Origin of the sequence: Actinospongiicola halichondriae (assembly GCF_049103745.1) — a bacterium.
In the GTDB taxonomy this organism is placed as follows: domain Bacteria; phylum Actinomycetota; class Acidimicrobiia; order Acidimicrobiales; family Salinilacustritrichaceae; genus Salinilacustrithrix; species Salinilacustrithrix halichondriae.
On the sequence record NZ_CP171622.1, the window covers coordinates 3,113,675 to 3,134,342 of the forward strand.

Consider the following 20,668-nt stretch of genomic DNA (forward strand, 5'->3'; position numbering starts at 1 on the left):
AACCCTATGCCCGGATCGGGTTCGGTCCGGCGACCCTCTGACCCTCCATGGGCGCGGTCGACGAGCAGGCCGGTCAGAGACCGATGATGCCGAGCAGGTCCTCGAGAATCGCTGCCACGGGGTCGGCGATCGGGTCGAGCAGGCCAGTCGTCGGTGGTGTCGGATCGGGGTCGGGCGGCGTCGACGTCGTGGGTCCGGGATCCGAGCCATCGGTCGTGGGGACCGGTGGACGCGAGGTCGACGTCGGGGTCGACGGCACCGTCGAGGTGGACGGCGGCTGCGGTGCGGCGACGGCGAGTTCGACGGTGTCGAGCACGGGAGCGGAGCTCACACCCTGGTCGAGCGCGACGAGTCCCCACGCAGCACCCTCGTCGCGGAACTCGAACACCTCGTTCCACCGTGTGCGGAAGGTGTCATCGCGCCCCTGCACGACGATCGAGGCGCCGATGATCGTCTCGCCGGCGCGGCGATCGCCCAGGAGGTCAGCGCTGAACTCCCGGTCGTCCCCCAGCGCGGGGATCACGGCCTCATAGAAGCTCGCCGAACGGACACTGTCGGCGCCCAGATCGGCGGTGTAGCCCCGGCCCAGCGCCTCGAGTCGATCGCCGAAGGCCATCGCCTCGGCGAGATACCGACGGTCCCACTCGTCGGCGCCGTCGTACACCAGCGGCTCGGCGATCGCCGAGGAGGTCAGCACGACCTGCCGGAGCGCCACCACCTCGTCGAGACGACCGGCCCCGTCGATCCGCGCACGGCCGGCATAGCTGACGACCGACGGCACCGCGGAGACGACCTTCATCGCTCCCATCGCCGACACCGTGGTCGTGCCGAGACGGACCTGGGCCGGGAATCCTGCGACCACCAACACGTCGCCGCTGGCCAGTACGGGCGGCGAGGCGATCTCGAGCACCGACGGCGTCGGACCGGAACGGAGTTCGTACTGCTGGCCGCCGGCGAGTTCGACCATGGCGGAGCCGGCGTCGACGGTCACGCGGTCACCGAAGTCCAACGTCGCGTCGTTCGTGAGCGTCCCGGTCGAGCCATCGGCCGCGACGACCGTGACCGATCCATCGACCTCGATGCGCGCTTCGTCGGCCGCCGGCCCACCGTCGTCGCTGCACGACGCCAACACCAGTGCTCCCACCACGAACGCAGCCAGCCTGCGACGGACGGTCACGTCACGCCCTCGCTGGTCACGTCGAACGCCGCCGCGGGGTCGAGGGGCAGGAGCATCTGCACCGTCGTGCCCTTGCCCGGCGAGCTCGTGCAGGTCAGCTCGCCACCGTGGGCCCGCACGATGCGGTTCACCAGCGCGAGGCCGAGGCCCAGCCCACCGAAACGCCGTGTGGCCGAGCCGTCAGCCTGGGCGAAGTCGTCGAAGATGGCGTGGCGCTGCTCGGGGTCGATCCCGACCCCTCGGTCGTCGACCGACAGCAGGAGCCGTGGTCCGTTGCCGTTCTCGTACGCCGTGGCGCTCACCCGCACCCGACCGCCCTCGGGCGAGTACTTGATCGCGTTGTCGATCAGCTCGTCGAGGGCCACGTCGACGTAGCGGCGGTCGACCACGGCCACGGGGGTGCCCCGAGCCACCCGGCGGGTCAACGAGTGCGTCCCGGGGAGCCGGCCGTTCCATCGGTCGACGACCCCGTCGAGCAGGTCGCGCGGGCGGACCGACTCGGTCTGCAACTGGAGCCGGCCGGCAGCGAGGGTGGCGAACTGCACCAACTGGTCGGTGACCCGCTCGAGCTGGGAGGCACCGTTGAGGATCTCGCGAGCGAACTCCTGCACCCGCTCGGTGGGCAACTCGCGGTTGGCCAGGATGTCGGAGTAGCCCTTGACCGGCGTCAGTGGTGTCCGCAGCTCGTGGCTGACGTTGGCGATGAACTCGGTCTTCATCCGCTCGACCTCGCGCTCGCGCCGCACGTCGCGGATCACGAACACGGCACCCGAGAGGACGCCAGCGGTCCCACGGAGCGGACCCGCCGACACCGCGACCGGCACCGGCTCGCCCGCGGTCCCCACGAGATCGGCCTGGGCGTTCCACGACTCGAGCACCGGGCGCACGAACCGCTCGGTGATGTCGGTGTCGTCCTCGGTGGTCACCGTGCAGACGGCGTCGATCTTCTTGCCGATCGCGTCGCGTGCCGGAACCCCCGTGAGCTCCTCGGCAGCAGCGTTGAAGTCGGTGATCCGGCCACGCTCGTCGACAGCGACCAGGGCCTCCCCCATGCCCGCGACGACGCCCTCGAGCCGGGCCCGCAACGCAGCCTCCTCGTCGGCAGCCGAGCGCAGGTCGTCCGTCATCGTCTGGATCGACCCGGCCATCTGGTTGAACGTCGTCGCCAACACCCCGAGCTCGTCGGGCGTGTCGAGCTTCGCCCTGGCCGCGAGCCGGCCCTTCTGGAGCTCGCCGGTGGCGGCGGTGAGGACCCCGAGACCCGCCCCGATCCGGTTGCCGGCGTACCCGGCGAGGATCATGGCGACCAGCGCCGCACCGAGTGCGACGACGAACAGGATCCGGAACAGGTCCTGACGGGTGGCGTCGATGCGCGCCTGAGGCACCGACACCGTCACCGCGAGGAACGGAGCGCCGTCCTCGTCGAGCACGGGGACCGAGACCACGAAACGGTCGCCGTCGAGGGCCGTCTGCGTCTCGTCGAACAGGACGGCATCAGCAGCGAGACCCAGGCTGGTCGCGAGCGACGGCTGCTCGCCGGCGGCCGCATAGCTTCGCTGCCGGTCGACCAACGCGAGCCCGACCTCTTGCTCGGCCGAGGCAGCATCGGCGATGCGATCAGCCAGGAACTCCCCGTCGAGGCGGGCAGTCACGACCGCAACGCCCAGGAAGTCGGCGCCCGACGTGATCGGTGCGGCGCCGATCGAGAACGTCTGGTCACCCACGATCGAGACGTCGTCGACGGGTTGCCGGGTGGCGATCACCTGCTGCACGGCGTCGGAGCCGAGGAGTTCGAAACGCACGATCTCCGTGGCGTCGATGGTGGCCACCGGATTGCCGGTGGCACCAACCACCACGAGGGGTCCGGCGAACGGCTCCCGGAGTAGCGTGTCCCGGAAGACGACGAGGGCGTCGGCGACCGACTGGCGCTCGGCATCGGCACCGTTCCCGTCGACGGCGTCGACGGCGGCGATCTCGGCCGAACGACTGAGGAGCGTGCGGGCGAGCAGCGTGGCGTCGCCCACAGCCGAGGTGCTGGTGTCTGCGAAGACGTTCGCCTCGGTCTCGGCACGGGCCTCGTAGCGGCGGGCGACCTCGTCCTCGACGTTGTCGGCGATGACGACCGAGAGGGCGATCGCGACCGACGTGATGACCAGGAGGACCACCGCTGCCGCCGACGTGGCGACGCGTGCGGCGATCGCTCGGCGTGAAGCCACCGCCAGCGCCACGGCGAAGACGAGCGCGCCCGCGCCGCGCACACCGTCGGCGAGCGAAGCGGAGTCGCCGGCGGCTATGGCCTCGGCGACCGCGAGGGCGACGACACCGGTCAACGCGAGCAGGCGACCGTCGGAGGCGCCGTGCCACCGGAGCAGCGATGCGCCGACGGCCACGATGCCCACGGCCCGGGTGAGCACCAGTACCGGGTCGGTGCCGTCGTCGACCAGCAACGATCCGTGGAGGAATGCCGCCACGGCCAGCGCTCCGGCGCCGACGACGAAGCTCGTGCGCGCCGCCGCCTGGCGGAAGAGGAGGTCGGGCTTGAGGGCCGTGACCGCGATCGCTGCCACTGCAGCGAGGAACAGCGTGAACTCGGCTGCGAACTGCAGCTGCGCTGCTTCAGTGGTCATGGTGGCGTCTACTGCATCGCGAAAGGGATCATCCGGGCGCAGCCGCTGTCTCGAAGCCGCTCCCACCCAGCGACGCGAGTGCGTCGAGGGCCTCGGCAAGAGTACCGACTGGGATGACCTGCAGGTTGTCCCCTGCCCGGGCACGCACCTCGTCGACCTCGTCCCTGGGCACCAGGAAGACGTCGTACCCGGCTCCGGTGACCACCGCCGTCTTCTGCACGACGCCCCCGACGTTGCCGACGTTGCCGTTGCGGTCGATGGTGCCCGTCACTGCGACGCGCAGTCCGCCCGTGAGTTCGCCCGGAGTCAGGACGTCGATCACGCCGAGCGAGAACGCGAGGCCGGCCGACGGCCCGCCGACATTGCCCGAGTCGATGTCGATGTCGAACGGATACTCGTAGTTCGGGTCGCGGGGCTGGAGTTGGATGCCGATGATCCCGCGCTCGGGCTCGTCGCCTGCCGCGACGAGCGTCACCTCGACCGATCGGGTCGCCGCACGGTCCGGCGGCTCGACCTCCAGCGTGACGACGTCGCCCGGCTTCTTCGGATCCATGATCCGGGCCACGTCGGAGGCGACGCCGAGCGTCTCGCCGTCGATCGACAGGATCGTGTCCCCCACCTCCAACACCCCGTCGGCAGCGGAGTCCTCCACGACCCCCACGACCACGATCCCGCTGATGGTGATCGGGACGTCGTAGCCGAGAGCGACGAGCGCGACCCGGATGGCGTCCTGTTTCGACGTGTCCATCAACTGGAGGTTGAACTGCCGGTTCTCCGACTCGGATCGGTCGCCCAGCACCACGTCGTCCTCGACGATCTCGATGTCGTCGTCGATCATGGCCTGCAGGTACGAAGCGATGGTGCTGTGCCGCAGGCTCACGGTCGTGTAGGCGATGTCGCTCTCGGGCGGATAGACGTCGACGTCGGACGACGTGACGAGACCGGCCACCGGTCGCGCCGAGCCGGGACGGAACTCGTAGTACGGCACGTGGACCGTGAGCGCAGCGAGCACCGCAGCGGCCAGCGCCACCAGTGCGCCACCGGCGAGCCACCACGGCCACAGACGGCGCCGCTGGATGGTCGGTGTCCCGGCGTCACCGGCGTCCGCCGGTACCATCGCTTCTTCTGTGCTCACGTTGATCCTGCTCGTGGTACTCGGCGGCGTCGTCGGCATCATGGCCGTGTCCATGGCCGAACGAAAGCCTGCCACGAACGGCGGCCCGTCCCGCCGCGCCGGTGGCGCGAAGAAGACGGCATCACCAGCGCCCGCGCCGCAGGTCCATCACGAGCCAGAACCCGAATCCACGCGCACGATCGCCGTGGGGTCACCGGCGTCCCCGCCGCCCCACACCGGCACGGTCCCTGCCTCGCAGACCGCGGTCGAGGGACGCTTCGCCGACCTGGTCCGCCCGTCGCTCCCGCGTCGTGTGACCAGCCTCGTCGGTCTCGCCGTGATCGTCGTCGTCGTCGGTGTCGGCATCGCAGCGATCATCGGCGCAGTCGTCGGCGGAGCCGCAGAGATCCTCGGCAACGCGATCGGATGAGCGCGGACGCCGCCGCTCGACGGCGGGTCGCCGCGGTCGCCGGCCACTCGGGCGACGTCGACACCGCCAGATCGATGCTCGACGACGAGTCGAGCGTCGTGCGGTCGACCGCGCTCGGAGCGCTCGCGCGCCTCGATGCCGTCGAGGACACCGAACTCGAGACGGCGTTGTCCGACCCCGATTCCGGAGTTCGGCGCCGAGCGGTCACGATCGTCGCCCCTCGGCGAGGCGACCGTCCCCCGTCGATCGTGCATCTGCTCGACGATCCGGATCCGGTCGTGGCCGAGACCGCGGCATGGGCGTGCGGCGAGCGGGACCCGGCCGAGGAACACGCCGCCCGGGAACTCGCTCGGGTGGCGACGGGGCACCCCGAGCACCTGGTCCGCGAGGCCGCCGTCGCCGCGCTCGGCGCCATCGGCGACCCGATCGGGTTGCCCGCAGTCCTCGCGGCGCTCGACGAACGAGCGACACTGCGACGACGCGCCGTCGTCGCGCTGGCAGCGTTCGACGGACCCGAGGTCGACGCCGCGCTGCATCGAGCACTCGAGGACCGCGATCGGCAGGTCCGTCAGATCGCCGAGGACCTGCTCGCCTGACGGGCTGCGCAACACGGGTCCACACGCGTCGGGACCCCGTCCACACGAAGGTGAACGGGGTCCCGGCGGTGTTGCTCGTGCTGCTACGAACCGAAGTCGAATCCTTCGGCCGCCGGCGACGTCACCGTCTCCAGCTTCTCGAGGCCGGCGGGGCCCTCGGGGTTGAACTTGAAGATGGTGGTCTCCTTCGGAGCGACACGGTCGGCGGGTGCGCCGTACATGTAGTCACCGAAGAGGCCCCCGAAGGAGACCTCACCGACGCTGTCCAGGGCAGCCTTGAGGCCGTCGCGGCTCATGTCGCCGTCGGCGAACGCCTTCTCGAGGATGGCGTGCACCGCCTTGGCCTGGGCGTAGCCGAAGATGAAGAACGTGTCGGGCTCCTGGTCCGGCGCGTACTCCTTCTGATCGGCGATCATCTCGACCATGCCGGGCGTGTCGGCGTCACCCCACTCGGTGCCTTCTGCGAGCAGGTAGAAGGTGGCCTCGAGGTACGGCGCCAGCGGGCTGCCGGCGAGTGCGCCGATGTAGCTGGGCGACTGGCCCAGCCAGGTCGGCGTGTACTCGGCGCCGGCTGCAGCACCGAAGACGGTGCCGGTGTCCGACGGGGTCGAGACGATCAGGTTGACGGTGCAACCGGCACCGCTGAGCTGTCCGACCTGGGCCGTCACGTCCTCGGCACCGCCTGCGTAGCGGGCGACCTCGGCGATCTCGACGTCCAGCTCGGTCGCTGCGGCTTCGAAGCCGGCAAGGCCGGCCTCGCCGTAGGGATCGTCCTGGATGATGGCGCAGTAGGTGTCATCACCCTCGGACTGCGTGTCGTGCCACCAGGTGAGGCCGTTGGCCGCCTGGATCTGGTACGGCGCGCCGACCGGGATGAGGTTCTCCTCCGCGACCCACTCGGCGTCGAGGGACGCCGGCGCGGCCAGGATGTTGTCCGTCTTCAGCTGGGGCAGGACCGCCTGGGTCGGCGGCGTGCCGAGGATCTGTCCGAACATGGCGACTTCGCCCTTGATCCGGTTGTAGACGTCGACGGTGGTCTGCGGGTTGTACTCGTTGTCCTCGGTGACGAGCTCGACCTGCAGCTCGCCGCCGATTCCGCCGTCGGCGTTGACGGCGTCCCAGTACACCTGGGCGCCCTTGGACAGCGGCAGCCCGATGATCGAGACCGGGCCGGTGAGCGGGGTGATCACGCCGAGGCTGATCGTCCCTGCGTCGCGGTCGACGCCGACTTCCTCGCCACCGCCGCTGGGTTCTTCACTACCGCCGCCGCCCGCATCATCGTCGTCATCACCGCACGCCGCGGCGACGAGCGCCAGGGCCAGCAGTGCGGCGAGGAGACGAAGCACTTTGCTCGTGGGTTTCATGGTCTCTCTCTCTGTCATTTGGATGGGTTCCTCCTTCCGACCAACGTCAGCTGCGCAACGCGTCAGTAGCTGAACGGCCAGGTCAGGAAGTAGGTCTTCACGCGCCGCCAGATGGCGGCGAGTCCTCGGGGTTCGAACATCAGGAAGAGCACGATCACGAGACCGCGCACCATCTGTTCGAGGTTGTCGACGGTGATGACACCCTTCGTCGCCAGCGGGTCGTTGGGGTCCTTGACGAAGGGCGGGACGTAGAACTCGAGCCCCTTGTCGACCACCTCGGGCAGGAACTCGAAGAACACCGCGCCGAGCACCGTCCCGAAGACGGTGCCGAGTCCGCCGATGATGATGATCGCCACGTACTCGATCGACAAGAAGATGCTGAACTGCGTCGGTTCGACGAACTGCGCGTGGGCGCCGAAGAGCCCACCGGCGACGGCCGCGAGCGCGGACGAGATCGCGAAGGCTCCGACCTTGTAGCGGAACAACGAGACGCCGATCACCTCGGCGGCGAGGTCGCGGTCGCGGACGGCCTGGAACGCTCGGCCGGGACGGGTCCGGACCAGGTTCTTGACCAACACGATGCTGAGCAGCGCGACAAGCCACACCAGGTAGATGAAGCCCTCATCGCGTGAGAACTCGTGCCCGAACACGCTCAGGTCGGCGAAGTCGAGACCGGGCACGAGGGTCGTGGGCGCCTGGAAGTTCACGCCGCTGCCGCCACCGGTGACCGAGTCCCAGTTGCTGAACAGGTGCTGGCCGATGATCACGAGCCCGAACGTGATGATCACCAGGTAGTCGCCACGGAGCCGGAGGGCAAAGGGCCCGATGATCGTGCCGACGATCGCACCCACGGCGGCGCACAGGAGCAGCCATCCCGCCAGCGGGATGCCCCACTCGGCACCGAACTGCGCGGACGCGTACGAGCCGGCGCCGATGAAGAACGCGTGCCCCAGCGACACCTGACCGGTGAATCCGGTGAGGAGGTTGAGGCCGAGGGCGCCGATCGTGAAGATCCCGACGGTGACCCAGAGGCGATTCCAGACGCTCTCGTTGACGAAGAACTCCGGCGTCCAGAACGGCAACGACAGGATGAAGAGCACCCCGAGGGCGACGCCGACACGGAGCCAGCGCGACGGCAGGAGACGCAGGTCGTCGGCGTAGGTGGTCGGCATGCGCAGGTTGCGCAGCCGGAGGCGTGTGCGGAGACCCGACTCGGGCGCGGAGACGCTCATATCCGTTGCACCTCCTTCGTCCCGAACAGCCCATAGGGCCGGACGAGGAGGATCACGATCATGACCACGTAGGGCATCACCCGGTCGAAGGTCGTACCCACGAACTCCTCGAAGTTGGTGTTGATGTAGCCACCCGTCAGGTTCTGGGTGATTCCGATGATGATCCCGCCGACGACCGCACCGATCGGTGAGTCGAGGCCACCGAGGATGATCGCAGGGAACGCCACCAGGGCGATGAGCCCGATGGCCGGCTCAGCGGCGCGGCTCCCGGTGCTGAGGAAGATGCCGGCGACGGCACCGACCCCGCCGGCGATGCCCCACGAGAGCGCGAAGATCATGCGCGGGCTGATGCCCTGTGCGGTCGCGGCTTCCTGGTCGACCGCCGTCGCCCGCATCGCGACGCCGAGCGGACTGAAGCGGAAGAAGGCGAAGAACGCCGCGAGGATCACCAGCGCGGTTCCCATCGCCCACAGCTCGCGGTGCTCGAGGGCGACATCGCCGATCCGCACGGTCTTGAGACCCCACGGGTCTTCCTGGTTGAGTCGCTCGGCGCCCCAGACCGCCTCGATGAACGCGTTCATCATGAACAGCAGGCCGATGGTCACCATGATCACAGCGAAGACGGGCTGGCCGACCATGCGACGCAGCACGAGGCGTTCGACGACGACGCCGACGGCGGCGGTCATCAACACGCCGAGCACGCAGGCGATCGGGAAGGGCAGACCCCAGGTGACCGAGGCGTTGTAGGTGAAGTAGGCGCCGAGCGCCACGAGCCCACCCTGGGCGAAGTTCAGGACGTGCGTCGCCTTGTAGATGATGACGAAGCCGAGCGCGATCAGCGCGTAGATCATCCCGGTCGCGACGCCGTTGGCCGTGAGGTCGAGGAACTTCGCCATCAGTACATCGCCTCGATCACGTCGGCGTAGTCGCGGGCGATGGCCGCACGTTTGACCTTCTGGGTCGCCGTGACCTCGCCGTCCTCGTGGTCGAGTTCCTTGGAGAGCAGCGTGAACCGCTTGATCGTCTCGACCTGGGCCAGCTCCGTGTTGACCTCGTCGACCACGGACTGCACGAGCTCGACCACCTGCGGTTTGCGCGTGAGGTCGTCGAACGTGGTGAACGACAGCCCCTCGCGGGTGCACCAGTTGCCGACCATCTCGGGGTCGATCGCGACGAGCGCGGTCAGGTACTTGCGTCGGTCTCCGATGACGATGGCCTCCTGGACGAACGGCGACACCTTCAGCCGGTTCTCGATCTCCGACGGGCTGATGTTCTTCCCGCCGGCGGTGATGATGATGTCCTTCTTGCGGTCGGTGATGGTCACGAACCCGTCGTCGTCGAGCGTGCCCACGTCACCGGTGTGGAGCCACCCGTCGGTGTCGACGGTCTCGGCCGTGGCCTCGGGGTTCTTCAGGTACCCCACGAAGACGCCGTCGCTGCGGGTGAGGATCTCGCCGTCGTCGGCGATCTTGATCTCGACACCGGGGATGGCACGACCGACGGTGCCGAGCCGCACGTCGTCGGCCGGCATGCCGGTGGCCTGCGCGGTGTTCTCGGTCTGTCCGTAGCCCTCGCGGACGGGCACGCCGATCGACCAGAAGTACTCGAGGACCTGCGGCGCGATCGGCGCTGCTCCCGAGAGCGCGACCCGGATGCGGCCGAGGCCGAGCTTGGCCCGCAGCGAGCGGTAGAGGACGAGCCAGCCGATCGTGTAGCGCACACGGTCGAACGCACCGAAGCGGCCCTCCCAGCGGTTCTGTGCGACCTTTCGACCCTGGGCCAGCCAGAAGCGGTAGACGGCCCGTTTGAGGCGCGAGGCGTCCTCGACCCGGAGCGTGACTCCGGCGAGCATCTTCTCCCAGACACGAGGGACACCCAACAAGAAGGTGGGTTGCACCTCCTGCAGGTCGGTGTTGAACGACTCGCCACCCTCGCCGAAGTTGACGACGTAGCCGGCCCCGAGGGCGTTGACGACCGACACCAACCGCTCGGCGATGTGACACAGCGGCAGGTACGACAGCACCTCGTCGTGACGGCTGACGCCGTAGAGCTGTCGGTAGGTCGCGATCGCCGACAGCAGGTTGCGCTGACACAGCTGCGCGCCCTTGGGAGGCCCGGTCGTGCCCGACGTGTAGACGATGATCGAGATGTCGTCGGGACCGACCTCGGCCACGCGCTCGCTCCACGCGTCGACGCCGCCGTGCTCGCGGCCCATCGCCAACAGGTCCTCGTAGCGCAGGAGCATCGGGTCGGCGTCGATGTCGCGCACGCCGCGGGTGTCGATGATCACGATGTGGCGCAACCGGGGTAGCGATGCCCGCACGGCGAGCGCCTTGTCGACCTGCTCCTCGTCCTCGGCGAAGAGCACGACCGACTCGGAGTGACCGAGGAGGTACTCGCACTCGGCCGATGGGCTCGTCGGATAGATGCCGACCGCCACCGCACCGATCCCCTGGATGGCCAGGTCGGCTTCGACCCACTCCGGCCGGTTCTCGGCGTGGATGGCCACGGCGTCGCCGGCCGACACACCCAACGCCGTCAGGCCCATGCCGATCGCGCCGGAGCGCTCGGCGAGGCTCGTGTAGTCGACCTCGCGCCAGCGTCCGAGTTCCTTGGAACGCAACGCGACCCGATCGGGCGTCTGCGCGGCCCGGGCCAAGAGGATCCCGGGCAGGCTGCGAGCAGCGTCAGGATCGGCGGCGACGTGCGCGCCGCGCTCGACGACCGAGGTCACGATGCCTCCCCTTCGATCGGCTGACCGAGGTAGGCCTCGATCACCCTCGGGTCACCTTGGATCTCCGACGGCGTCCCAGTGGCGATCGGTGTCCCGAAGTCGAGGGCCATCACCCGGTCGGCCAGGTCCATGACCAACGGCATGTCGTGTTCGACGAGGATCATGGCCAGCCCGAGTTCCTCCTGGATCTCGATGATGTACCGGGCCATGTCCTGGGTCTCCTCCAGGTTCATGCCGGCGACCGGTTCGTCGAGCAGCAGCAGACGCGGGTCCATGGCGAGCGCACGTCCGAGCTCGATGCGCTTCTGGACGCCGTACGGGAGGAGGCCGACCGGCTGCTTGCGCACCGCCTGGAGGTCGAGCAGCTCGATGATCTCCTCGACGCGCAGCCGATGCTGGATCTCGTCGCGGCGGGCCTTGCCGAGCCACACGGCACCGGCGAAGAACCCCGTCTTCATCAGGTTGTGACGGCCGAGCATCAGGTTGTCGATCACGTCGAGGTTGGCGAACAACCCCAGGTTCTGGAAGGTCCGGGCGATGCCCATCCGCGCCGTCTGCGCCGGCTTCTTGCCGGTGACGTCCTCGCCGTCGAGCACGATCTTGCCCTGCTGCGGGACGTAGACCGCGTTGAGACAGTTGAACATCGAGGTCTTGCCCGCGCCGTTGGGGCCGATGATGGCGAAGAGCTCACCCGGGTACACCTCGAAGCTCACGTCGTTCAGCGCCGTGACCCCACCGAACCGGAGCACGATGTCGGTGACCGTGAGCAGCGGGGTCGTCGTGTCCGTCGCCATCACGCCCACCGCCGCTTCTTGCGGTAGGTCTTCACGTCGCGGAACGAGACCCGACTGTCGCCGGTGCCCAGGTAGGCCTCCTGGACCTCGGAGTCGGCGAGCAGGTCGCGGCCCGGGCCGTCGCGGACCACCTTGCCGGTCTCGATCACGTAGCCGTGATGGGCGATCGACAGCGCCATGACAGCGTTCTGCTCGACCAGCAGCACGCTCGTGCCCTGTTCGTTGAGCGCCACGATGATGCCCTTGATCTGTTCGACGATGAGCGGCGCGAGCCCGAGCGACGGCTCGTCGAGCAACAGGAGCTGCGGCGACGACATGAGCGCCCGACCGATGGCGAGCATCTGTTGCTCGCCGCCGGACAGGTAGCCGGCGATCGACTTGCGGCGCTCGGCGAGCACCGGGAACAGGTCCATGACCCGCTGATGGTTGGCGGCGATCGTGCCCCGGTCTCGCACCGTGAACGCTCCGGCACGCAGGTTCTCGTCGATGGTCAACTCCGCGAAGATCCTGCGGCCCTCCATGACCTGGGCGACACCGGACCGCACGATCTCGGATGCAGAGGCATGGGTGATGTCGGTCCCGCGGAACGACACCGTTCCCTTGGTGATCTCGGCTTCGTGGTGCTCGAGCAGACCGGTGACCGAACGCAGCAGCGTGGTCTTGCCTGCACCGTTGCTCCCGAGCAGCGCGACGATCTGGCCCTCGGGCACGTCGAGCGACAGCCCGCGGAGTCCGAGGATCACGTCGTGGTAGAAGACCTCGAGGTTGGTGACGGTGAGCACCGACGGCGCAGCCGTCGATGCTTCAGCACTGGTGATGGCGCAACTCCCCCTGGCGTCGCACGTCCGGTCCCCGTTGATCGGGACGTGCCCTAGTGACGGTTTGTCAAGACGCTGGGGACAGTAGCCCGCACCGATGAGACGTGCGTCACATAGACGGTCCGCTACGGGCGGTTTCGTCGTCGATGACCGGAGGATCCCCCGGGTCTCGCGTCAGTGACGCCCGCCCATGAACATGACCTTGAGGTCGTCGTAGCGCTCGATGCAGCGACCGGCACCGAACACGACCGCCTCGAGCGGCTGTTCGACGAGCGTCACCGGGATGTCGGTCTCGACCGAGATCCGTACGTCGAGCCCCTTGAGCATTCCGCCGCCACCGACGAGGTACATGCCCTGGCCGATCAGGTCGTGCGCGAGCTCGGGCGGCGCATTGCCGAGACACGAGATCACCGACTCGATGATCGCGGTCACCGGTTCGGCGATCGCCTCGCGCACCTCGGGGGTGGTGAGGATGACCGTCTTGGGCAGACCGCTCATGAGGTCGCGTCCGCGCACCTCGGCCCGCACGTCGTCGTCGACCGGCCACGCCGACCCGATGGCGATCTTGATCTCCTCCGCGGTGCGCTCACCGATGGCGATGCCGTACTCGCGGCGGATGTAGTGCTGGATCGCCGCGTCGATGTCGAAGCTGCCGACCCGCACCGCCTGCAACGCGACGATGCCGCCCAGACTGATCAGCGCTGTCTCGCTCGTACCACCGCCGACGTCGATGACCATGTTGGCGACGGGCTCGTGGATCGGCAGCTCGGCCCCGATGGCCGCGGCCATGGGCTGTTCGAGCAGCTGGGCGTCTGCCGCGCCCGCTCGCCGCCGCGGCCTCGGTGACCGCTCGCCGCTCGACCTCGGTGATGGCGGACGGTACGCAGATGACCACGCGCGGTCGGTTGAACCGGTTGACGCCGGCCCGCTGGAGGATCAGTCGGATCATCCGCTGCGTGATGTCGAAGTCGGTGATCGCACCCTGGCGGAGCGGACGGACCGCGACGATGTAGCTGGGCGTCCGGCCGATCATCTGCCATGCCTCGGCGCCCATCGCCAGCACGTCGCCGTTGCGCTTGTTGAGCGCGATGACGGTCGGCTCGTTCATGACGATGCCGTGGCCCTTGGCGTAGACGAGGGTGTTCGCCGTTCCGAGGTCGATGGCCAGGTCGCGCGCCATGCTCAGGCGTCCGGTCGTTCGTCGGACTCGGCCGACGGCTCGGTTTCGGGCGCGGGATCGACATCGGACGCGGTCTCCGGGTCTCCGGTCTCCGGGTCTTCGGGCTCACCGGTCTCCGAGGGCATGATCGTCATGCCACGGGCCTGATCCGGCCCTCGCTCAGGGCCCGAGGAACGATGCTCGAGGTCCGGGCGCGGGCGAGCGCGTGCAGTTCACGCCGGAACGAACTGATGCCCGACTCGATCCCCTTCTCGGTCCGTGATCGGTAGGCGAGGATCCCGACGCCGATGCCGATGATCCCGACGATCACCATGATGGTCACGACCATCAGGACGCGTCCCCGACGTGCTCGGGTTCGAGCAGGTGCTGCGCCTCGAGCCCCCAGCTCGACCCGCCGTCCCATCGTTCCTTCTTCCAGATGGGCACGGTCGCCTTCAGCGTGTCGATGCAGAAGCGTGCAGCGGCGAACGCCTCGTCGCGGTGCGGGGCACTGACGACGACCACCACCGCTGCTTCACCCACGGCGAGCGGTCCGGTGCGGTGCAACATCACGATCCGGCCGACGTCGTCCCAGCGTGTGCGCGCTTCGGCTGCGATCCGTTCCAGCCGGGGTACGACCTGGGTCTCGTAGGCCTCGTACTCGAGCGCGTCGACGCCCGGCCGCCCCGTGCTGTGGTCACGAGCGTTGCCCGTGAACGTCACGACGCCTCCGCAATCGGCGCGTTCCGCCCAGCTCGACGCATCGTGCACGGGCAATGACGTCGACGACAGGCCGAGCCAGTCATCACCATGGGCGGGGGGCGCCAGCATGTCCGGGGAAGTCATCGCAGCCTGTAGTTCCTCGAGTGGGCCGGTTTCCGGCGTCGCCCATCGCAGCGGAATCGATCGGACCCCACGGTACCCGTCGCGACCTCCGCAGGAAGGAAGGGCTCAGTAGGGTCGATCAGGTGCCACTGCCGCCATCGGGCGATACCGGCGAGGAGCACGGCGACCACGACCCGACGGGCGATCCGATCGAGTTCCGTCCGCCGCTGCCACCCGAAGACCGGATCTGGCGCCATCCCTCCGAGGTGGCGGCCACCGCTGCGCGTCCCACGGTGGCCGAACCGCCCCGATCAGGGGGCCACACCGCAGCGTTGGTCACTGCTGCGGCGCTGATCGGAGCCACCTTGTCGATCGGTCTCGTCGCCGTGCTGGGCGGCTTCGACACCCGCACTCGAATCGTGGAACGTCAGGTCGCGATCCAGCCAGTGACCAACAGTGAGGCCACGGAGGCCATCCGGGCGATCACCGAGCGCACGTCCCCCGCCGTCGCCGGCGTCTACGTCACCCGAGGTGGCGACACCGCGACGGGGACGGCGATCGTCATCCGCAGCGACGGCCATCTCCTCACGACCGCAGCGTTGGTCACCGACGCAGACTCCGTCGTGGTCCGACTCGAGGGGTGGCCGATGACGCCAGCCGAGATCGTCGGCGTGGACGAGGCGACCGACCTCGCCGTCCTGCACATCGATGCCGACGGACTCGAGACCGTGCCGCTGGGCACGGCCGACGGCGTGCGGGTCGGTCACGCCGCGATCGTCATGGGCCATGCCGATGGCGGGAGCGCCAGCGCGTCGGTCGACCGAACCGTCATCTCGGCACTCGATCGTCGACTCCGCACGGCCGGCGGGACCGTGCTCCACGGCATGATCCTGCTCGACGATCCTCCCGCTGCCGACGCGCACGGCGGACCACTGCTCGATGCCGGCGGCGCGGTGATCGGGATCGCCAGCGGTGTCCCCGCCGCCGACGACCAAGACCGCGCCTATGGCGTCGCCACGCCGATCGACGTCGCCGTCCACGCGGCCGACCAGCTCATCGAGTACGGCCACGTCCGCCACGTCTGGCTCGGCATCGAGGGCACCGACCTCGACGCCGCCACCGCATCCGACATGGGTCTCTCGGGCGGAGCGAAGGTCGAGGCCGTCCTCGACGGGAGCCCGGCTGCAGCCGCCGGACTCGCCGAGGGCGACGTCGTGGTCGGCATCGACGATGCCCGGATCCTGACGATGAGCCAGTTGATCGCCCACCTCCGGGGCCGGGCCCCGGGCGACGAGATCGTCCTCCGTGTCCACCGCGGCGACGAAGCAGTCGAGATCACGGCCGCGCTGGCCGAGCGGGACGACTAGTCCGACGACGACCGGAGTCGGCGGCGCACCAGGGCCACGGCCCCAGCGACCGCGCCGGCGATGGTCACACCGGCGACGCCGAGCGCGAGCTCCTGCCGACGCTGTGGTGACACCTGCGCCCAGGGCGCCGCCGCATGGCCGGCCACGAAGGCTTCTTCGTTCGTGTGCGTCGGCTCCCACCCGAGCCCACGCAGACGGTCGTTGCCGACGACCCACGGTTGTCGAACGAACGGGACGAAGCCTGGCGGCGTCGGCGCGAGCTGGTAGCGCCAGCCGAAGGTCGTGAGGCGACGAGCGAGTGCCTCTGGCACCTTGAGTCGCGGCACGCCGCCGACGAGCGCCCGGATCAGCTGCGCATCGAGCGCTCCGTCGGGAGCGACGTTGAACACCCCGTCGACGCGAGCGCGCCGGAGGACGTCGATCGCCGCGGCGACATCATCGGCATGCACGAACTGCGCCGGGGGTGCGTCGTCGGCCTCTCCCACCAGGCGTGCGGCGGCGAGGACTCGACCGAGCTCGTCGGGGCCTGCCTCGGAGACCGTCACGCACGGACGGGCGATGGCGACGACGACCCCGGGCGACGACTCGGCGAACGCCCGCACCTGCTCCTCGATCTCGAGGCGATGCCGGACCCAGGTCGACTCGGCGTTCGGACGCGGGGTGGTGGTCTCGGGGAGGGGAACGGGATTGTCGGCCCATGCTCCGTAGACCGTCGCCGACGTGCGGACGATGACCTGACCGACCCCGGCGCGACGAGCGGCGTCGAGCACCCGGGTGGTGGTGTGCAGATCGTGGTCGGGTGCCCGGTCCTCGAGCGGGTCGGAGCCGGCGAGGTGACACACCACGTCGACGCCGGCGAACACCGGATCGAGGTCGGCGCCCTTGAGTTGTAGCTGGTGCGGGACGACCCGATCGTCGGCGACGTCCAAGCCCATCTGGTCGATGGCGACGACCGCTTCGACAGCTGGATCGTCGAGCAGTCTGAGGACCAGGCGGCGACCCACCGGACCGGCGGCACCGGTGACCGCAACACGGGACATGCCCCCTACGATGCAACCCGTGAGCGGTCCCGGTCCAGCTGATGGTGACAATCCCTTCGAGGGTCTCCCCTTCTTCGGCGATCTGGGCAAGATCCTGGGCGGGGCCAGCGGCCAACGTGGCATCCAGTGGGACACGACGCGACAGGTCGCGATGCAGCTGGCTGCCAACGGCGAGGCCGAAGCGAACATCGACCCGATCGAACGCATGGACATCGAGGAGCTGGCTCGCGTGGCCGACCTCCACGTGGCGCAGCTCACCGGACTGTCGACCAACCTGACCGGCCGCGGCGTGACCGTGGTTCCCGTCACCCGCACCCAATGGGTCCAGCGGAGCGTCGACGCATTCCGCCCGTTGTTCGAGTCGCTCGCCGATGCCCTCGACCCCGGGGCGGCCGCCCCCGCCATCGATCCCGACGCCCCCGGCGATCCGCTGTCGGCGATGCTCGGCCAGCTCATGGGCTCGATGGCACCGATGATGCTCAGCGTCACCGCCGGCGGGATGCTCGGTCACCTGGCGCAACGGAGCTTCGGTCAGTACGACCTCCCGGTTCCGCGTCAGCCGTCCGACGAACTGCTCCTCGTCCTCCCCAACGTCGACGAGTTCGGCGCCGACTGGTCGATCGAGGCCCGAGACCTCCGCCTGTGGCTGTGCATCCACGAGATCACCCACCACGCGGTGCTCGGTGTCCCCCACGTCCGAGCACGACTCGAAGCGCTCATCGCCGACTACGCCTCGGGGTTCCGACCCGACTCGAACCAACTGATCGAGCGACTCGGCTCCGTCGACATCACGGATGCCGACGCCATGGGCGAACTGCAGCGGGTGCTGGGCGATCCCGAGGTGGTCCTCGGCGCGATGCAGACCGACGCGCAACGCGAGCTCCTCCCCCGCCTCGAATCACTCATCGCGCTCGTCGTCGGATACGTCGACCACGTCATGGACCAACTGGGCGATCGGCTGCTCGGGAACTACGGCATGATCACCGAGGCGCTGCGTCGTCGGCGCGTCGAGTCGGTCGAGTCCGATCGCTTCGTCGCCCGGCTCTTCGGCCTCGAGATCGGACAGGCCACCTACGACGCCGGTGCGGCATTCGTCGACGGGGTCGTCGAGCGCAGCGGGTTCGACGCTCTCGAACCCTTGTGGAGCGACGAACGTTTCCTCCCGACGCCCGCCGAGATTGAGGCACCCGGCCTCTGGCTCGCCCGCATCGAGCTCCCCGACGCCTGATCAGTCGTCGCGTTCCACGACCGTGGGGTCGACGCCGACGTCGTAGACCTCGGTGTGATCGCGGTCAGGCGCAGCGATCGACGGCGGCAGGACCGGCGCATCCTGGAAACCCAGTTCGTGCGGTGTGGTCTCGGAGCGACGGGCCCGACGGTCGGTGGCGCGACGCGTGCCTCGTGACCCGGCCACGAACGACACAGCACCGAAGACCATCACGCCGGCGATGCCGAGGAACCCGATCCACAGCGGCATGGGGATGATGCCGATGACGGCGCCGGCGACCCACACCAACTGGAACCGCGTCTCGAAGCGGGCGAAGGACCGACCCCGGTTCGCGTCCGGGGCGTCGCGCTGCACGATCGCGTCGAACGCCTGCTTGGCGGCAGCGGCGGACACCCCGACGACCGCAGCGAGCAGCGCCGGCCCCGCCAGACCGCCGAGCCACGCGGCCACGAGGCCGCCTGCGGCGACGACACCGAGCAGCACGGTGATGATGCGTTCTTCATCGGCTCGCTGACGCAGCATCGGGGCGATCCCCGCGCCGGCGACTGCGCCGACCGCCGACAGCGCGAGCACGAGACCGAAGTGCCAGGTGGGCGAGTCGTTCGTCCGGAGCGCGAACGCGAGCAGGAAGGTCAGGCAGCCGACGACGCCGCGGAACAGCGCCATGGCCGATGCCGCCAGCAGCACGCCGGCGCTGCGCAACTCCTCGCGGGCTTCCTCGGTCTCGGGTTCGTCGGCGACCTGGGTCTTCGGCACCTGCCAGGCCACGACGGTTCCCACCCCGAACACGATCGTCGCCAGGCCGAGCACCCACTCCGAGCCGCCGACGGTGACGAGAATGCCGCCGGGGACGGCAGCGACGAACCCCACCAGACCCGAGATCAGCGACAGCTTCGAGTTGGCCTCGACGAGCTCTTCGTCCGACCGCACGGTCGAGGGCACCAGCGCGGACTTCGCGACGTGATAGCTCTTGGCCAGCACCAGCAACGCGAACGCCTCGGGGAACAGGAACAGCGAGTCGACGTCGCGGATCATCAACAGGCAGACGCCCGCTCGCAGGGCCGACGAACCGACCACCATCCACCGACGACCGCCGGCGGAGCGATCGAGCGCGGGGCCGACCAACGGCGCCACCACGGCGAACGGCGCCATCGTCAACGCCAGGTAGAGGAAGACCTTTCCGCGTGCCTGCCCGGGATCGATCGAGAAGAACAGCGTCCCGGCGAGCGCGATCGTGACCAGGGTGTCGCCCGCCACGGCGACGGCATGTGCCCTGGCCAGACGTGCGAACGCCGAGACCGTGAACGCCTCAGCGCCGGCACGGGGGCTCGAGATCGAGCGCCAACCGCCGGAGTCCGTCATCACCCCGCATCGTAGGACCCGGATCGGCCGACCCCGTTGGCACGAGGGCAGGTGTCAGCGAGAAAATCTGCGGGTCACCGCGCCGGTGCGGACGGCGCCGGCGTGAACGACTCGAACTTGTACCCGAGACCACGGATCGTGATGATCCGCTCAGGGATCGACGGATCGGTCTCGACCTTGGCGCGCAGACGCTTGACGTGTACGTCGAGGGTCTTGGTGTCGCCCACGTAGTCGGAGCCCCACACCCGGTCGATGAGCTGGTCACGGGTCATCACCCGGCCGGCGTTGGCGAGCAGCACGTGCAGGAGTTCGAACTCCTTCAGCGGGAGCGCCGTGACGTCGCCGCGGATCCGGACCTCGTGCTTCTCGGGGTCGAGGGTCACGTCGCCGACGACCATCGCGTCCTGGGTCAGGTCGTCCTCCCGGTGGTCGGAGCGACGCATGACCGCTCGCATCCTCGCCACGAGCTCGCGCACCCGGTACGGCTTGGTCACGTAGTCGTCGGCACCGACCTCGAGCCCGACCACGGTGTCGATCTCCGACCCCTTCGCCGTGACCATGATGATCGGCACCGCCGACTTCTTCCGCAGCTCGCGGCAGACATCGATGCCCGAGATCTTGGGCAACATGACGTCGAGGAGCACCAGGTCGGGTCGGACCGCGTCGAACATGTCGAGCGCCTCGACTCCGTCCCGTGCCACCTGGACACGGAAGCCTTCACGGACGAGTCCGATGTTGAGCGCTTCGACGAACGACTCCTCGTCCTCGACGACCAGCACCGTTGCCTCGGGCATGTCAGCT

Annotated in this window: 19 protein-coding genes and 1 pseudogene; 4 read left to right on the forward strand and 16 right to left on the reverse strand. The window is 69.2% G+C overall.

The genetic code is table 11. The features are described 5' to 3' along the window. Positions 1-73 precede the first annotated feature (73 nt). The 3 genes from AB8619_RS15320 to AB8619_RS15330 are packed head-to-tail and all read right to left on the reverse strand — an operon-like array spanning position 74 to position 4,939. Positions 74-1,177: a hypothetical protein gene (locus AB8619_RS15320; protein ID WP_436793502.1), complete on the reverse strand. Its 1,104-nt coding sequence runs from the start codon at positions 1,175-1,177 to the stop codon at positions 74-76. After that, positions 1,174-3,804 (reverse strand): ATP-binding protein, encoded by a 2,631-nt coding sequence (locus tag AB8619_RS15325; RefSeq protein WP_436793503.1) that lies wholly within the window; start codon positions 3,802-3,804, stop codon positions 1,174-1,176. Before AB8619_RS15325 ends, AB8619_RS15320 begins: the two co-directional genes overlap by 4 nt. Positions 3,805-3,832: 28 nt before the next feature. Beyond that, positions 3,833-4,939 carry a PDZ domain-containing protein gene (locus AB8619_RS15330; RefSeq protein WP_436793504.1) on the reverse strand — a complete coding sequence of 369 codons (1,107 nt, stop codon included), beginning with the start codon at positions 4,937-4,939 and terminating at the stop codon, positions 3,833-3,835. Between AB8619_RS15330 and AB8619_RS15335 the strand changes: the two genes are divergently transcribed. Together AB8619_RS15335 and AB8619_RS15340 are read left to right on the forward strand one after the other, a co-directional pair. Further along, entirely contained in the window at positions 4,932-5,348 is a 417-nt protein-coding gene (locus AB8619_RS15335; protein WP_436793505.1) for a hypothetical protein, read from the forward strand. The genes AB8619_RS15330 and AB8619_RS15335 overlap by 8 nt on opposite strands. Continuing rightward, a complete protein-coding gene (locus AB8619_RS15340; protein ID WP_436793506.1) occupies positions 5,345-5,944 on the forward strand; it encodes a HEAT repeat domain-containing protein in 600 nt (199 codons plus the stop codon). Before AB8619_RS15335 ends, AB8619_RS15340 begins: the two co-directional genes overlap by 4 nt. 83 nt (positions 5,945-6,027) lie before the next feature. Here the strand turns inward: AB8619_RS15340 and AB8619_RS15345 are convergent, their stop codons facing one another. From AB8619_RS15345 to AB8619_RS15390, 10 genes and pseudogenes are all read right to left on the reverse strand, one after another. Further along, entirely contained in the window at positions 6,028-7,308 is a 1,281-nt protein-coding gene (locus tag AB8619_RS15345; RefSeq protein WP_436793507.1) for an ABC transporter substrate-binding protein, read from the reverse strand. Positions 7,309-7,370: 62 nt separating this feature from the next. Further along, positions 7,371-8,540, reverse strand: a complete 1,170-nt coding sequence (locus tag AB8619_RS15350) for a branched-chain amino acid ABC transporter permease (RefSeq protein WP_436793508.1) — start codon at positions 8,538-8,540, stop codon at positions 7,371-7,373. Continuing rightward, on the reverse strand, positions 8,537-9,436 hold the full coding sequence (locus AB8619_RS15355; RefSeq protein ID WP_436793509.1) for a branched-chain amino acid ABC transporter permease: 900 nt from the start codon (positions 9,434-9,436) through the stop codon (positions 8,537-8,539). Before AB8619_RS15355 ends, AB8619_RS15350 begins: the two co-directional genes overlap by 4 nt. After that, positions 9,436-11,274 carry an AMP-dependent synthetase/ligase gene (locus tag AB8619_RS15360; protein ID WP_436793510.1) on the reverse strand — a complete coding sequence of 613 codons (1,839 nt, stop codon included), beginning with the start codon at positions 11,272-11,274 and terminating at the stop codon, positions 9,436-9,438. Before AB8619_RS15360 ends, AB8619_RS15355 begins: the two co-directional genes overlap by 1 nt. Then, the gene (locus AB8619_RS15365; protein ID WP_436793511.1) at positions 11,271-12,068 is read right to left on the reverse strand and encodes an ABC transporter ATP-binding protein; all 798 of its coding nucleotides are present in this window, start codon (positions 12,066-12,068) and stop codon (positions 11,271-11,273) included. Before AB8619_RS15365 ends, AB8619_RS15360 begins: the two co-directional genes overlap by 4 nt. After that, complete coding sequence (locus tag AB8619_RS15370; protein ID WP_436793512.1) at positions 12,068-12,850, reverse strand: ABC transporter ATP-binding protein; 783 nt, start codon at positions 12,848-12,850, stop codon at positions 12,068-12,070. Before AB8619_RS15370 ends, AB8619_RS15365 begins: the two co-directional genes overlap by 1 nt. Before the next feature lie 210 nt (positions 12,851-13,060). After that, positions 13,061-14,066 (reverse strand): annotated as a pseudogene (locus tag AB8619_RS15375) (rod shape-determining protein). A gap of 2 nt (positions 14,067-14,068) precedes the next feature. Then, positions 14,069-14,200 (reverse strand): hypothetical protein, encoded by a 132-nt coding sequence (locus tag AB8619_RS15380; protein WP_436793513.1) that lies wholly within the window; start codon positions 14,198-14,200, stop codon positions 14,069-14,071. Continuing rightward, complete coding sequence (locus AB8619_RS15385; protein WP_436793514.1) at positions 14,197-14,394, reverse strand: hypothetical protein; 198 nt, start codon at positions 14,392-14,394, stop codon at positions 14,197-14,199. The genes AB8619_RS15380 and AB8619_RS15385 overlap by 4 nt, the downstream gene beginning before the upstream one ends. Beyond that, entirely contained in the window at positions 14,394-14,891 is a 498-nt protein-coding gene (locus AB8619_RS15390) for a molybdenum cofactor biosynthesis protein MoaE (protein ID WP_436793515.1), read from the reverse strand. The genes AB8619_RS15385 and AB8619_RS15390 overlap by 1 nt, the downstream gene beginning before the upstream one ends. A 122-nt stretch (positions 14,892-15,013) precedes the next feature. On the opposite strand from AB8619_RS15390, the gene AB8619_RS15395 reads away from it, so the two are divergent. Continuing rightward, positions 15,014-16,237, forward strand: a complete 1,224-nt coding sequence (locus AB8619_RS15395; RefSeq protein WP_436793516.1) for a S1C family serine protease — start codon at positions 15,014-15,016, stop codon at positions 16,235-16,237. Here AB8619_RS15395 and AB8619_RS15400 read toward each other — a convergent pair. Then, positions 16,234-17,277 (reverse strand): NAD-dependent epimerase/dehydratase family protein, encoded by a 1,044-nt coding sequence (locus tag AB8619_RS15400; protein WP_436793517.1) that lies wholly within the window; start codon positions 17,275-17,277, stop codon positions 16,234-16,236. The two genes, AB8619_RS15395 and AB8619_RS15400, sit on opposite strands and share 4 nt — an antisense overlap. Positions 17,278-17,296: 19 nt before the next feature. Here AB8619_RS15400 and AB8619_RS15405 point away from each other — a divergent pair, with 19 nt between their 5' ends. Beyond that, on the forward strand, positions 17,297-18,505 hold the full coding sequence (locus tag AB8619_RS15405) for a zinc-dependent metalloprotease (RefSeq protein WP_436793518.1): 1,209 nt from the start codon (positions 17,297-17,299) through the stop codon (positions 18,503-18,505). Here the strand turns inward: AB8619_RS15405 and AB8619_RS15410 are convergent, their stop codons facing one another. Both AB8619_RS15410 and AB8619_RS15415 read right to left on the reverse strand, forming a co-directional pair. After that, positions 18,506-19,867 (reverse strand): MFS transporter, encoded by a 1,362-nt coding sequence (locus tag AB8619_RS15410; RefSeq protein WP_436793519.1) that lies wholly within the window; start codon positions 19,865-19,867, stop codon positions 18,506-18,508. A 74-nt stretch (positions 19,868-19,941) separates the two neighbouring features. Further along, positions 19,942-20,661, reverse strand: a complete 720-nt coding sequence (locus AB8619_RS15415) for a response regulator (protein ID WP_436793520.1) — start codon at positions 20,659-20,661, stop codon at positions 19,942-19,944. Between the last annotated feature and the right edge of the window lie 7 nt (positions 20,662-20,668).

Bases quoted from the DNA above. Each gene is read 5' to 3' on its own strand.
- AB8619_RS15325 (WP_436793503.1), bottom strand. From the start codon at position 3,804: ATGACCACTGAAGCAGCGCAGCTGCAGTTCGCAGCCGAGTTCACGCTG.
- AB8619_RS15340 (WP_436793506.1), top strand. From the start codon at position 5,345: ATGAGCGCGGACGCCGCCGCTCGACGGCGGGTCGCCGCGGTCGCCGGC.
- AB8619_RS15345 (WP_436793507.1), bottom strand. From the start codon at position 7,308: ATGAAACCCACGAGCAAAGTGCTTCGTCTCCTCGCCGCACTGCTGGCC.
- AB8619_RS15350 (WP_436793508.1), bottom strand. From the start codon at position 8,540: ATGAGCGTCTCCGCGCCCGAGTCGGGTCTCCGCACACGCCTCCGGCTG.
- AB8619_RS15355 (WP_436793509.1), bottom strand. From the start codon at position 9,436: ATGGCGAAGTTCCTCGACCTCACGGCCAACGGCGTCGCGACCGGGATG.
- AB8619_RS15365 (WP_436793511.1), bottom strand. From the start codon at position 12,068: ATGGCGACGGACACGACGACCCCGCTGCTCACGGTCACCGACATCGTG.
- AB8619_RS15380 (WP_436793513.1), bottom strand. From the start codon at position 14,200: ATGACGATCATGCCCTCGGAGACCGGTGAGCCCGAAGACCCGGAGACC.
- AB8619_RS15385 (WP_436793514.1), bottom strand. From the start codon at position 14,394: ATGGTCGTGACCATCATGGTGATCGTCGGGATCATCGGCATCGGCGTC.
- AB8619_RS15390 (WP_436793515.1), bottom strand. From the start codon at position 14,891: ATGACTTCCCCGGACATGCTGGCGCCCCCCGCCCATGGTGATGACTGG.
- AB8619_RS15400 (WP_436793517.1), bottom strand. From the start codon at position 17,277: ATGTCCCGTGTTGCGGTCACCGGTGCCGCCGGTCCGGTGGGTCGCCGC.
- AB8619_RS15410 (WP_436793519.1), bottom strand. From the start codon at position 19,867: ATGACGGACTCCGGCGGTTGGCGCTCGATCTCGAGCCCCCGTGCCGGC.
- AB8619_RS15415 (WP_436793520.1), bottom strand. From the start codon at position 20,661: ATGCCCGAGGCAACGGTGCTGGTCGTCGAGGACGAGGAGTCGTTCGTC.